This is a genomic window from Nocardioides marmoriginsengisoli, assembly GCF_003725695.1.
Classification (GTDB): Bacteria; Actinomycetota; Actinomycetes; order Propionibacteriales; family Nocardioidaceae; genus Marmoricola; species Marmoricola marmoriginsengisoli.
On record NZ_RJSE01000007.1, the window covers coordinates 90,288 to 102,604 of the forward strand.

General features: G+C 70.3%; 10 protein-coding genes. 7 read left to right on the top strand and 3 right to left on the bottom strand.

Annotated elements, in window-relative coordinates:
- The first annotated feature begins 54 nt into the window (after positions 1-54).
- A complete protein-coding gene (locus EFK50_RS09135) occupies positions 55-1,017 on the top strand; it encodes an NAD(P)-dependent alcohol dehydrogenase (RefSeq protein WP_123227277.1) in 963 nt (320 codons plus the stop codon).
- Here the strand turns inward: EFK50_RS09135 and EFK50_RS09140 are convergent.
- From EFK50_RS09140 to EFK50_RS09150, 3 genes are all read right to left on the bottom strand, one after another.
- Positions 1,014-2,327, bottom strand: a complete 1,314-nt coding sequence (locus EFK50_RS09140; protein WP_123227278.1) for an MFS transporter — start codon at positions 2,325-2,327, stop codon at positions 1,014-1,016. The genes EFK50_RS09135 and EFK50_RS09140 overlap by 4 nt on opposite strands.
- A gap of 72 nt (positions 2,328-2,399) precedes the next feature.
- Positions 2,400-3,296, bottom strand: a complete 897-nt coding sequence (locus tag EFK50_RS09145) for an SDR family NAD(P)-dependent oxidoreductase (protein ID WP_123227279.1) — start codon at positions 3,294-3,296, stop codon at positions 2,400-2,402.
- On the bottom strand, positions 3,293-3,592 hold the full coding sequence (locus EFK50_RS09150; protein WP_123227280.1) for a GNAT family N-acetyltransferase: 300 nt from the start codon (positions 3,590-3,592) through the stop codon (positions 3,293-3,295). Before EFK50_RS09150 ends, EFK50_RS09145 begins: the two co-directional genes overlap by 4 nt.
- Before the next feature lie 147 nt (positions 3,593-3,739).
- On the opposite strand from EFK50_RS09150, the gene EFK50_RS09155 reads away from it, so the two are divergent.
- The 6 genes from EFK50_RS09155 (at position 3,740) to EFK50_RS09180 (ending at position 12,312) form a co-directional block, all read left to right on the top strand.
- Positions 3,740-8,734: an ExeM/NucH family extracellular endonuclease gene (locus tag EFK50_RS09155; RefSeq protein WP_123227281.1), complete on the top strand. Its 4,995-nt coding sequence runs from the start codon at positions 3,740-3,742 to the stop codon at positions 8,732-8,734.
- 35 nt (positions 8,735-8,769) lie between these two features.
- Positions 8,770-9,378 carry a nitroreductase family protein gene (locus EFK50_RS09160; protein WP_246004103.1) on the top strand — a complete coding sequence of 203 codons (609 nt, stop codon included), beginning with the start codon at positions 8,770-8,772 and terminating at the stop codon, positions 9,376-9,378.
- Positions 9,379-9,382: 4 nt separating this feature from the next.
- Positions 9,383-9,817 (top strand): hypothetical protein, encoded by a 435-nt coding sequence (locus EFK50_RS09165; RefSeq protein ID WP_123227283.1) that lies wholly within the window; start codon positions 9,383-9,385, stop codon positions 9,815-9,817.
- A gap of 116 nt (positions 9,818-9,933) precedes the next feature.
- Positions 9,934-11,475: a fatty acid desaturase gene (locus EFK50_RS22915; RefSeq protein WP_123227284.1), complete on the top strand. Its 1,542-nt coding sequence runs from the start codon at positions 9,934-9,936 to the stop codon at positions 11,473-11,475.
- 5 nt (positions 11,476-11,480) lie between these two features.
- The gene (locus EFK50_RS09175; RefSeq protein ID WP_123228595.1) at positions 11,481-11,672 is read left to right on the top strand and encodes a ferredoxin; all 192 of its coding nucleotides are present in this window, start codon (positions 11,481-11,483) and stop codon (positions 11,670-11,672) included.
- A gap of 4 nt (positions 11,673-11,676) precedes the next feature.
- The gene (locus EFK50_RS09180) at positions 11,677-12,312 is read left to right on the top strand and encodes a TetR/AcrR family transcriptional regulator (protein ID WP_123227285.1); all 636 of its coding nucleotides are present in this window, start codon (positions 11,677-11,679) and stop codon (positions 12,310-12,312) included.
- The last annotated feature ends 5 nt before the right edge of the window (positions 12,313-12,317 follow it).

Genomic DNA, 12,317 nt, shown 5'->3' on the forward strand with positions numbered 1-12,317 from the left:
ACTTACGGCGTAAGGGTACCGTCAACTTCCAGACTTACAACGTAAGGGGAGGTCATGCGCGCCATCGTCCACCACGAGTACGGCGGGGCCGACCGGCTCAGCATCGGCGACCGTCCGCAGCCCGTTCCCGGGAAGGGCGAGGTGCTCGTCGGGGTCCGGGCCGCCGCTGTCGACAGCGGCACCCTGCACCTGCTCACGGGCACCCCGCTGATGGTCCGCCCGTACTCCGGCCTGCGCCGGCCGCGCTTCACGATCCCCGGGCGCGACCTCGCCGGCGTGGTCGAGGCCTGCGGTCCGGGCGTCGTCGGGTTCGCGGTCGGGGACGAGGTGATCGGCACCGCGAACGGCTCGCTCGCCGAACACGCCGTGGTCCCGGTCAAGCGGCTCGCTCGGAAGCCGGCGTCCCTCGACTTCGCCGCCTCGGCCGCGATCCCGGTCTCGGGCCTCACCGCGTTGAAGGCGATCGCTGCCGCCCGGATCGCCACCGGCGACCGGGTCCTGGTGACCGGTGCTTCCGGCGGGGTCGGCAGCTTCGTCGTCCAGCTGGCCGTGGCGGCAGGCGGCGTCGTCACCGGAGTCTGCAGCGCCGGCAAGGCCGACCTGGTCCGCAAGCTCGGCGCGACCGAGGTGCTCGACTACGCGGTCGACGACCTCGCCGCCGGGGCGCCGTACGACGCCGTCATCGACATCGCCGGCAACACTCCGCTCCGGAGGCTGCGCCGGATGGTCACCCGGACCGGCGCCGTGGTCATCGTCGGTGGTGACCAGGGCGGCCGGGTGCTCGGCGGGATGGAGCGCACCCTGGCGGTAGCCCTGCTCGGACCGTTCGTCCGTCAGCGGCTCAAGGCCGTAGTCGCCGGGGAGCGCGGTGCGGACATGGCCACGATGGTCGAGCACGTGGAGAGGGGCGACGTCACCCCGGCGATCTCCGAGGTCTACCCGTTCGAGGAGGCTGCTCGTGCGATCGGCGACCTCGCCGCCGGTCGGGTTCGCGGCAAGGCAGTGATCGAGATCTAGTCCAGCGGATTCGCGACTTCGTCCTGCGGCAACCGCCAGATCAGGATTGCCGCGACTGCGAACACGGTGGGCGCGATGCCGGCGATCAGGAAGGTCGTCCGCAACCCGATCAGGTCGGCGACCGGTCCGGCGAGCGCCATCGAGATCGGCATCAGGCTGATCGAGACGAAGAAGTCCAGCGAGGCCACCCGCCCCAGGAGCTCGGGCGGCACCCGGCGCTGCAGCAGCGTGCCCCAGATGACCATCGGCCCCGAGAACAGGATGCCGAGCACGAACGCCGACGCCACCACGACCCAGACGTGGTTGGCGATCCCCATCACGATGAACGGCAGACAGCCGACCCCCCACATCAGGTTCATCACCGTCAGGTAGCGGCGCGGCATCGGCCGGGACGCCACGACCAGCGACCCGATCGCCCCGCCGATCCCGAACGCGGCCAGCACCAGGGCGTGGTCTCCCGGACCGCCACCGAGCTTCTCCTTGATCAGGAACGGGACCAGCACCTCGAGCGGGCCCATCATCACCAGGATCATCAGCGAGGCGAACAGCAAGGTGGCGAGCAGCCACGGGGTGCGCATCATGTAGCGAAAGCCCTCGGCCATGTCGCGCAGCGCCGAGGTCACCGGGTGACCGTCAGCGACCGCGTCCAGGTCGCGCCGTACGGCAGTCTTCGGTACGACTGAGAGGGCCAGCAGCCCGGCGAGCGAGGCGGCCGCGGCGACGGTGAACGCCGCCGCCGGATTGGCGACGCCCACGATCACACCGGCGACGCCCGGGCCGATCGCCTGGCCGATCGTCGGCCGGACCATGCCCTCGAAGCCGTTCACCGCGAGCAGGTCCTCCTCGGGGACCATCGCCGGAAGCCAGGCCGAGTACGCCGGGTAGTAGAACGCCATCCCCGCGCCGGTGACGAACGAGACCGCCGCCAGGTGCCAGATCTGGGTGACGTCCGCGATCGAGAGCAGTGCTACCAGGCTCATCCCGGCCAGCTCGACCGCGGCGACGCAGAGCAGGATCGACTTCTGCGGGATCCGGTCCGCGACCACGCCGCCGAGCAGCGCCGGCAGCAGCACGCCGATCGAGGCGGCCGTCGAGACCACCGAGAGTTGGCCCGGACCACCGCCGGTGCGGATCACTTCCCAGACCAGGGCAACGATCCAGACACCGCCGGCGAAGGTGCTCAGCACCAGCGCCAGCGCCAGCTTCCGGTACGACGGCGACCGGAACGGCGTCAGCGCGCGCGGCAGCTTGCGTCCCGACGCCTGGTCGAGGACGGCGTCGGTGACCTCGCCGGTGAGGGGGTCGCTCATGGGGACACTATCCCTGTCCGGGCGGGGTTGGAGCGAGCGACTTTCCCGGGGACGTCCGGGCTCGACGTCCGGCTACAGGGCGAAGGTGACGCCGGTCTTCTGCTCGCTCAGCTCCCAGAGCTTCGCGGCCAGGTCCTCGTCGAGTGCGTGCCTGTTCAGCTTGGCCGGGCCGATCGGTCCGCGGCTCTCGCCCATCCGCTGCGGACCGGTGTACGAGCCGGGCTCGCCGAGGGTGGCGGCGTACAGGCTCGGATTCGCGCCGGCGGCGGCGGACTGGAGGATCACCGGCAGCAGGAACGGCGTCACCCACCGGACCAGCGGGTTCGCGCCCATCCCGTTCGGGTCGGAGACCAACCCGGTCGCCGAGACGCCCGGGTGCGCGCCGGTCGAGACCAGCCGGCTGCCGGCGGCGGTCGCGCGCTGGTGCAGCTCGCGGGCGAAGAGCACGTTCGCCAGCTTGGACTGGCAGTAGGACTTCTCCGGCTCGTAGCCCTCCTCGGGGTTCCCCTCGATCACCCGGGCGCTGCCGCCGAGGTGGGCGATCGAGGCGACCGTCACCACCCGGGGCGCGGGGGCGGCGAGCAGGGCGGGCAGCAGCCGCCCGGTGAGGGCGAAGTGGCCGAGGTGGTTGGTCCCGAACATCAGCTCATGGCCGTCCTCGGTCTCCCGGTACTTCGGCGGCCGCATCACGCCGGCGTTGTTGACCAGCAGGTCGAGCGGCCCGTCCCAGCGCTCGGCGAACTCCCGCACCGAGGCTTGCGAGGCCAGGTCGAGCTGCTCGACGACGGTGTCCCCGGGCATCGAGGTGGCGGCCTTGTCACCGGCCGCGGTGTCGCGGACCGCCAGCACCACCTTCGCGCCGTGCCGGGAGAGCTCGCGGGCCGTGTGCACGCCGATCCCGGAGTTCGCGCCGGTGACGACGGCGACCTTGCCGGTGAGGTCGGGCAGGTCGGCCGGCGTGAAGCTCACCGGCCCTCCGCGTGGTGGACCAGGTCGGCGTAGTCCGGGTGCTTCTCGATCCAGCCCTTGTAGAACGGGCAGATCGGGACCACGTCGGACTCGCCGGCCGCCCGGATCTCGTCCAGCGACGAGCGCACGATCGCCCCGGCCACACCCTGGCCGCCGAAGGCCTCGCCGACCTCGGTGTGGGTGAAGACGATCGACGACCCGCGCAGGTGGTACTCGGCGAATCCGGCCAGCTGGCCGTCGATGTGCGCCTCGTAGCGGCTCAGCTCGGTGTTGTTGGAGACCTCGATGTCGCTCATGACCACAACCTACCGAGGCCGGCGAGTTCATCGAGGGTTCAGATCGCGTTCGCGGGGAACAGTCCTCTCCATCTCTCGGGCGTCACCTCGGCCCGTGGAGATGGAAGCCAGCACCACCATCCCTCTGGACGAAGGTTGACATCCCCCATGGCTATCTCGGTTCTCGGGGCCAAGCGCGGCCTGCGCGCTGCCCTCCTGCCCGTCGTACTCGCCGTCGTCGCCGCACCGCTGGCGATAGCCGCGCCGGCCCAGGCGGCCGCCACCCACCTGGTGATCAGCGAGGCGTACGGCGGCGGAGGCAACGCCGGGGCGCCGTACACGAACGACTTCGTCGAGCTCTACAACCCGACCAACGCGGCGATCGACCTGACCGGGATGTCGATCCAGTACCGGTCGGCCACGAACACCGGCACCGGCGTGCACGTGCTGAGCGGCTCGATCGCCGCGCACTCGCACTTCCTGGTCGCCGAGGGTGGCGGCGCCGTCGGGGAAGCGCTGCCGAACCCGGACCTGACCGGCTCGCTGAACATGTCGGCCACCAACGGCACCGTGTTCCTGGCCAGCACCGTCAGCGCCGTCACCCTGGTCCCGGGCACCTCCACGGCGAACGCCGCCGTCGTCGACCTGGTCGGCTTCGGTTCCAGCAACACGTTCGAGACCACCGCGGCCGGCGTGCTGAGCAACACCACCGCCGCGTCCCGGAACGCCGATCGCGACGACAACGACAACAACAGCACCGACTTCACCGTCGGGGCACCCGACCCGCAGAACTCCGGTGCCGAGCCGGTCGACCCGGGCCCGGGTGTCGAGAAGACCATCGAGGAGGTCCAGGGCAGCGGCTCGGCCAGCCCGCTCGCCGGGATCAAGGTGATCACCAAGGGCGTGGTCACCGCGTCGTACCCGACCGGCGGCTTCAAGGGCTTCTACCTGCAGACGCCCGGCACCGGGGGTGAGCTCGACCTCGGCGAGCACACCACCTCGAACGCGGTCTTCGTGTACGCCGGCAGCATCCCGGCCGGCTCGTACCCGGCTCTCGGGTCCTACGTCCAGGTGACCGGAACCGTCAGTGAGTTCAACGGCCTGACCGAGATCAGCCCCGGTGCCGCGGCCAACATCAGCACCCTGCCGGACGCGGTGACCGCGCCGACCCCGGCCTCGGCGACCTGGCCGGGCGGGGCAGCCCAGCGCGAGTCGCTCGAGGGCATGCTCTACGAGCCCACCGGACCGTGGACCGTCAGCGAGGTCTACAACCTGAACACGTTCGGGGAGATCGAGCTCGCCCGAGGGTCGGCCCCGCTGCGCACCCCCACCGACGTCGCCCGGCCGAAGACGCCGGCAGCCGCCGCGGTCGCCGCGCAGAACGCCGCCAAGGCGCTGACCCTCGACGACGGCTCCACCGCCAACTACCTGACCACCGCCAAGGACGTCCCGCTGCCGTGGATCACCGCGAGCAGCTCGGTCCGGGTGGGCGCTCCGGTCACCTTCACCAAGCCGGTGATCGTCGACTACCGCAACGACGCCTGGAAGATCCAGCCGACCGCGCAGCTCGACGCTGCCGACACCCAGGACGTCCGACCGGTGACGTTCGCCGACACCCGGACCTCGAAGCCGGACCCGGTCGAGGGCCAGCTGAAGGTCGCCAGCTTCAACGTCCTGAACTACTTCACCGAGACCGCCGCCGACTGGACCGGTGCCGCTGCGGGGAACACCTGCACGTCGTACAAGGATCGCGCCGGCGTGCCGGTCGCGGTCGACACCTGCAGCGGCGACGGCCCGCGCGGCGCCTGGGACCAGGCCAACCGGCAGCGCCAGCAGGACAAGATCGTCAAGGCGATCAACGCGCTCGGCGCGGACACCGTCTCGCTGGAGGAGATCGAGAACTCCGCCAAGTACGGCGCCGATCGCGACGCCGCGCTGAGCACCCTGGTCGACGCCCTGAACGCGGACGCCGGCGGGGACGTCTGGACCTTCGTGCCGTCGCCGAACGCCGCCCAGCGCCCCGCGGTCGCCGACGAGGACGTGATCCGGACGGCGTTCATCTACAAGAACGCCAAGGTCGCGCCGGTCGGACCGTCGCGGATCCTGACCGGAGCGGCGGCCTTCAACAACGCCCGGGAGCCGCTCGCCCAGGTCTTCAAGCCGAAGAACGGCACCCTCAACCAGCAGTTCCTGGTGGTCGTGAACCACTTCAAGTCGAAGGGCTCCGGCACCGGCGCGGACGCCGACCAGGGTGACGGCCAGGGCGCCTCGAACGCCTCCCGGGTGAACCAGGCGAAGGCCCTGGTCGACTGGGTCGGCCAGCTCCGGACGAGCACCGCGACCAAGCGGGTGTTCCTGACCGGTGACTTCAACTCCTACACCCAGGAGGACCCGATGAAGGTCCTCTACGACGCCGGGTACACCGACATCGGCTCGACGCTGGCCAACGAGTACACCTACGTCTTCGACGGCGCGGTCGGCTCGCTGGACCACGTGCTCGGCAACGCCGACGCGATGACCAGCGTCCAGGGCGCGAGCGTCTGGAACATCAACTCGGTCGAGTCGGTCGCCTACGAGTACAGCCGCCGCAACTACAACGCCACCGACTTCTACGTGGCGAACCCGTACCGCTCCTCCGACCACGACCCGCTGGTCGTCGGGTTCGACAACCCGGCCGCGAACGACGACACGGTGCCGTTGAACCTGCTCAACATCAACGACTTCCACGGCCGGATCGACGCGAACACCAACGCCTTCGCCACCACCGTCGAGCAGCTGCGCGAGGCGGGCGGCGAGGACAACACCCTGTTCATGGCGGCCGGCGACAACATCGGCGCCTCGCTGTTCGCGTCGGCCAGTGCCGACGACAACCCGACGATCGACGTGCTCAACGCGCTCGGGATGGACGCCGCCTCGGTGGGCAACCACGAGTTCGACAAGGGTTTCACCGACCTGACCGGCCACGTGACCGACCGAGCCGACTGGAAGTACCTCGGCGCCAACGTCTACGAGAAGGGCACCCAGACCCCGGCGCTCCCCGAGTACGAGGTGATCACCAAGGGCGGCCTCAAGGTCGGCGTGATCGGCGCCGTCACCCAGGAGACCCCGTCACTGGTCACCCCGGGCGGGATCAGCACCCTCGACTTCGGCGACCCGGTCGCCGCGGTCAACCGGGTCGCCAGCCAGCTCACCGACGGCAACGAGGCCAACGGCGAGGCCGACGTCCTGGTGGCGGAGTTCCACGCCGGTGCTGGTGAGGGCGCGCCCGACGGCGCCACCTTCGAGGAGGAGCTCGCCTCCGGCGGCGAGTTCGCGCACATCGTCAACGACCTGACGCCGAAGGTGGCCGCGATCTTCACCGGGCACACCCACAAGCAGTACGCGTGGGACGCCCCGATCCCCGGCCAGGCGGGCAAGACCCGGCCGATCATGCAGACCGGTGAGTACGGCAACAACGTCGGCCAGATCCGGTTGCTGGTCGACAAGAACACGCACGCGGTGTCGTCGTACAGCCAGGCGATCGTGAAGCGGGGCACCGCCGTCGACACCGGCTACCCGCGGGTGGCCGCGGTCAAGGCGGTCGTCGACAACGCCCTCGCCGCGGCGGCCACCGTCGGCAACGTCGTCAAGGGATCGGTCACCGCCGACATCACCACCGCGTACGCGGGAGGCTCGTACGTCGACGGGAAGTACCAGGGCTCGAACCCCGCCGACCCGAAGGCCGGCCGCGACGCCCGGGAGCTGGAGTCGACGATCGGCAACAAGGTCGCCGACGCGCTCCTCGACAACCTGGACGAGAACGGCGCGGAGATCGGCGTGGTCAACCCGGGAGGTCTGCGCGACGAGCTCTTCTACAAGGCCGCGGCCGCCGAGGGCGACGGCAACGTCACCTTCGCCGAGGCCAACGCGGTGCTGCCGTTCGTCAACAACCTCTGGACTGTCGACCTGACCGGTGCCCAGCTCAAGAAGGTGCTCGAGCAGCAGTGGCAGCCGGCCGGCTCGTCTCGGCCGTTCCTGCACCTCGGTCTGTCGAAGAACGTCTCGGTCACCCTCGAGCCGGGCAAGCCGGTCGGGGAGCGGGTGGCCTCGGTCCGGATCAACGGCGAGCCGCTGGACCCGACCCGGACCTACACGATCGGGACGTTCTCGTTCCTGGCCACCGGGGGCGACAACTTCCTCGAGTTCAAGAACGGCACCAACGCCGTCGACACCGGCAAGGTGGACCGGGACGCCTGGATCTCCTACCTCCAGGCGCACAGCCCGCTGTCCCCGGACTTCGACCGCCGCGAGGTCGAGGGCAGCGGCTTCCCGGCCGAGATCGAGCCCGGTGACGACGTCTCGTTCGGCCTCAGCCGGCTGGACCTCACCTCGATCGGCAGCCCGCTGAACACCACGGTCACCGCGACGCTGGACACCCCCGGAGCGGACAGCGAGCTGGGCTCGTTCCCGGTCACCAACGGCGCCGCGACGGTCGCGTTCACCGCACCGGCCTCGGTTCCGGAGGGGTCGTCGTACGTGGTCACGGCGCAGCCGAGCGGGACGACGGTCACCATCCCGGCCGTCGCCACCGTGGTGGTGCCGCCCGGCCCGGCCGACACCCAGACGACTGCGACGATCAGCACCACCCGCCCGGTCGTGCGGGCCACCAAGCCGGTGGTGACGGTCAACGTCACCGACCCCGGCGGCCTGGTCACCGGCGGCACCGTGCAGGTCGCCGAGGGCAGCAACGTGCTCGGTACGGCGACCGTCACCGCGGGCGTCGCCAAGGTCACCCTGCCGGCGTTCCGGTCCACCGGTGCCGCCACGCTGACGGTCCGCTACCTCGGCACCCCGACCGAGAACCCGTCCCAGGCAGCGAACCTGAAGGTGGTCGTCGTCCCGGCTGCGGCGTCGCTCAGCAGCAAGGTCGCGCCGTCGCCGGTCAAGCGGAAGAAGGCCGCGACGCTGACCGTCAGGGTCAGCGCCGCCAACGGCCCGGTCACCGGCTACGTGTCGGTGCGCGAGAAGGGCAAGGTGATCGGCCTGGTCCGGATCAGTGCCGGGAAGGCCACCCTGCGGCTGCCGAAGTACCCGAAGAAGGGATCGCACGCGATCACGGTGACCTTCCTCGGCAACGACGTCGTCGCGGCGAAGGCGCAGGTCGTCAGGTTCCGGGTGGTCTGAGGAAGGATCTCCGGCGGGGCGGTGTTGTCCTGGGCGTGCCCGACGACACCGCTCCTGCCCCGGCCCTGCACCCGTTCCTGAGGGATCGCTGGAGCACCCGGCTCTTCGACGCGAACCACCGACTCGACGACGGCGCGCTCGCCCAGCTGCTGGAGGCGGCCCGGTGGTCGCCGAGCGCCGGCAACTCCCAGCCGTGGGCCTTCCTGGTCACCCGCCGGGGCGACGCCGCGCACCGGAGGTTCGTGGCGACGCTGAGCCGCGGGAACACGAGCTGGGTGCCGGCGGCGAGCGCCGTGCTGGTCTCGGCGTACCGGGCCGGCGACGACGAGGACCCGTCCCTGACCTACAGCGACTACGCGGCCTACGACCTCGGCCAGTCGGTCGCGCACCTGACCGTGCAGGCCCAGTCGATGGGGCTGCACGTGCACCAGTTCGCCGGCTTCGACCACGACGCGGTCACCGAGGCCTTCGCGGTGCCACCGGCCTGGAAGGTGACCACCGGGATCGCGATCGGCCGCCGCCTCGACGACATCTCCGGCGCCGACCCGTCCCTGCGCGAGCGCGAGGAGCGGCCCCGGGTCCGCAAGGAGTTCGCCGAGTTCGTGTTCGGGGAGCGGTTCGGGGAGCCCGTCGTCCTAGATTGAGCCCGTGCGCGCGCTGCTCTGGCTCCTGGTCCTCTTCCTGGTGAACCTGCCCTACGTCCACGAGACGCGGACCGACCGCAAGATCGCCGAGGACGGCCACGACGTCGTCGCCACCGTGCTCGACGCACGCGAGCTCAACGGCCACTACCTGGTCGACTACCGGCTGCCGAAGAGCGAGGACCCGGACGGGACCAAGTTCTCGGCGAGCATCGACGAGCCGACGTACGAGCACGCGGTCCGGTCGGACGCGATCGGGGTCCGGGTGCTGGAGGGCCGGCCCGGGTCGAACCGGCCCGACGGGTTGGTCCCGAGCTCGCTGTTCAAGGTCGTCGCGATCAGCGGGGACGCGGTCCTGCTGCTGATCGCGGTGCTCGCCTGGTACCGGCGCCGCAACCCGGGGGACGCGCCGGACCCGAACCCGCGTCCGGTCGGCCTGTGACCCAAGGCACGAAACTTTACAAGTAGCACCCTCTTGTCAAACGGCTTTACATTCCCTACCTTGGTGTCAAGTGGTCATGCGCTCACCTGCGTGGCCGAGGCACGAAGGAGAGACCGATGGCCAACGCGAACGCCAGCGAGAACATCCCGAACTCGACCGTCCCCGAAGGGTCGACCGAGGTCTGGAAGGACAACAAGCGCTACCTCTGGCTGATCGGGCTCGTGGTCCCCAGCCTCGCCTTCGTGGCCGCCGGCGCCTACATCGTGACCGGCTGGGGTGCCTGGCTCTGGATCGGTCCGATCATCGTGCTCGGTGTCGTCCCGGCGATCGACCTGATCGTCGGCCTCGACCGCGCGAACCCGCCGGACGACGCCATCGAGGCGCTCGAGAAGGACAAGTACTACCGCTGGATCACCTACCTCTTCCTGCCGATCCAGTACCTCGGCTTCGTCGGTGCGATGGCCGTCGTCGCGGGTGAGAACCCGGCCGGCTGGCTGGTCAACACCCTCGGCCTGCACGACTGGGGGATGGGCCTGCCGTTCGCCGACCGGCTGATGGGCGAGGACCTCGGCCTCAGCATCGCCGACAAGGTCGGCCTGGCGATCTCGATCGGCGTGATCGGCGGCATCGGCATCAACACCGCCCACGAGCTCGGCCACAAGCGCGAGGAGAACGAGCGCTGGTTGAGCAAGATCGCCCTGGCGCAGAGCTTCTACGGCCACTTCTACATCGAGCACAACCGCGGCCACCACGTCCGGGTCGCCACCCCTGAGGACCCGGCGTCCAGCCGTTTCGGCGAGAGCTTCTACGCCTTCTGGCCGCGCACCGTCTTCGGCTCGCTGAAGAGCGCCTGGCACCTGGAGAAGAAGCGCTACGCCCGCAAGAACCAGCACCCGTTCCGAATCGGCAACGACGTCCTCAACGCCTGGGTCATGTCGGCGGTGCTCTTCGGCACCATCATCGCGGTCTTCGGCTGGGGCGTGACGCCGTACCTGCTGATCCAGGCATTCATCGGCTTCTCCCTGCTCGAGGTCGTCAACTACATGGAGCACTACGGGATGCTCCGCCAGAAGGTCGGCGTCGGTGCCAAGCAGCGCTACGAGCGGGTCGACCCGAGCCACAGCTGGAACTCCAACAACATCGCGACCAACGTGCTGCTCTACCACCTGCAGCGGCACAGCGACCACCACGCGAACCCGACCCGCCGGTACCAGACCCTGCGCGACTTCGAGGAGTCGCCGGTGCTGCCGACCGGGTACGCCGGGATGATCGTGATCTCGCTGTTCCCGCCGATCTACCGCCGGATCATGGACCCCCGCGTGATCGCGCACTTCGACGGCGACCTGACGCTGGCCAACATCCAGCCGAGCAAGCGCGACAAGATCCTCGCCAAGTACGGCCTGACCGCGAAGGAGGCCGAGCGCAAGGCGGACATCGTCGCGGCGCAGGCGGCCGAGGCAGCGGCGAAGCTGGCGGCCGAGGTGCTCGCCGCCCGGTGCCCCGGCTGCGGCTACACCTACGAGGTGGCGGCCGGCAACGAGCACGAGGGCTTCGCCGCCGGTACGTCGTGGGCGGACATCCCCGCCGACTGGTGCTGCCCCGACTGCGGCGTCCGCGAGAAGCAGGACTTCGTCCCCGTCGACCCGGCCAAGGTGTGAGCGCGATGAAGATCGTGGTGGACCGGGACAAGTGCGAGGGCCTGGGCATGTGCGAGGCGATGGCGCACGAGTACTTCGAGGTCGACGACGACGAGATCATGCACGTCCTCAACGAGAACCCGCCCGAGTCCGAGCGCGACAAGGTCCACGCCGCCACCCAGGCGTGCCCGGTCCTCGCGCTGAGCCTGCAAGACTGAGGGCATGAGCACCGAGGCAACCCCGCACGCAGGGCTGCGTTCCCTGCTGCCGGGGTTCGCCCCGGGCTCGGCCGGCTCCGGAAGCACCTGGCGGGCCCGGCTGATCGCCGAGGCCGCCGACCTGACCCGCTCCGGCGGCTGGCAGACCATCACGATGGCGAAGCTGGCCGACCGGGTCGGGGTCAGCCGGCAGACGGTCTACAACGAGATCGGCTCGAAGCAGGAGCTCGCCGAGGCGATGGTGATGCACGAGGTCGAGGGCTTCCTCCGGGGAGTCGACGCCTCGTTCGAGGCCCATCCCGACGACCTGGTCGGTGCTATCCGCGAGGCCGCGGCTGGTGTCCTCCGGGCAGTGCGCACCAACCCGCTGATGCACGCGGTGCTCTCGGCTAGCCACGGCGCCGAGAGCGACCTGCTGCCCTTGCTGACCACCGAGGCGTCCCCGATCATCGACGCCGCCCGGGTGCTGATCCGGGAGCACCTGGATGCTTACGAGGTCCCGCTGGAGTCGGCCCGGATCGATGCCCTGGTGGACATGGTGATCCGGCTGGTGCTGAGCCACGTCACCACGCCGAGCGGCACCCCTGAGGAGACCGCGGACGACATCGCGTTCATCGCCGAGAGGGTCCTCGCCCTCTAGCCGGG

Bases quoted from the DNA above. Each gene is read 5' to 3' on its own strand.
- EFK50_RS09155 (WP_123227281.1), top strand. From the start codon at position 3,740: ATGGCTATCTCGGTTCTCGGGGCCAAGCGCGGCCTGCGCGCTGCCCTC.
- EFK50_RS09135 (WP_123227277.1), top strand. From the start codon at position 55: ATGCGCGCCATCGTCCACCACGAGTACGGCGGGGCCGACCGGCTCAGC.
- EFK50_RS09180 (WP_123227285.1), top strand. From the start codon at position 11,677: ATGAGCACCGAGGCAACCCCGCACGCAGGGCTGCGTTCCCTGCTGCCG.
- EFK50_RS09175 (WP_123228595.1), top strand. From the start codon at position 11,481: ATGAAGATCGTGGTGGACCGGGACAAGTGCGAGGGCCTGGGCATGTGC.
- EFK50_RS09140 (WP_123227278.1), bottom strand. From the start codon at position 2,327: ATGAGCGACCCCCTCACCGGCGAGGTCACCGACGCCGTCCTCGACCAG.
- EFK50_RS22915 (WP_123227284.1), top strand. From the start codon at position 9,934: ATGGCCAACGCGAACGCCAGCGAGAACATCCCGAACTCGACCGTCCCC.
- EFK50_RS09150 (WP_123227280.1), bottom strand. From the start codon at position 3,592: ATGAGCGACATCGAGGTCTCCAACAACACCGAGCTGAGCCGCTACGAG.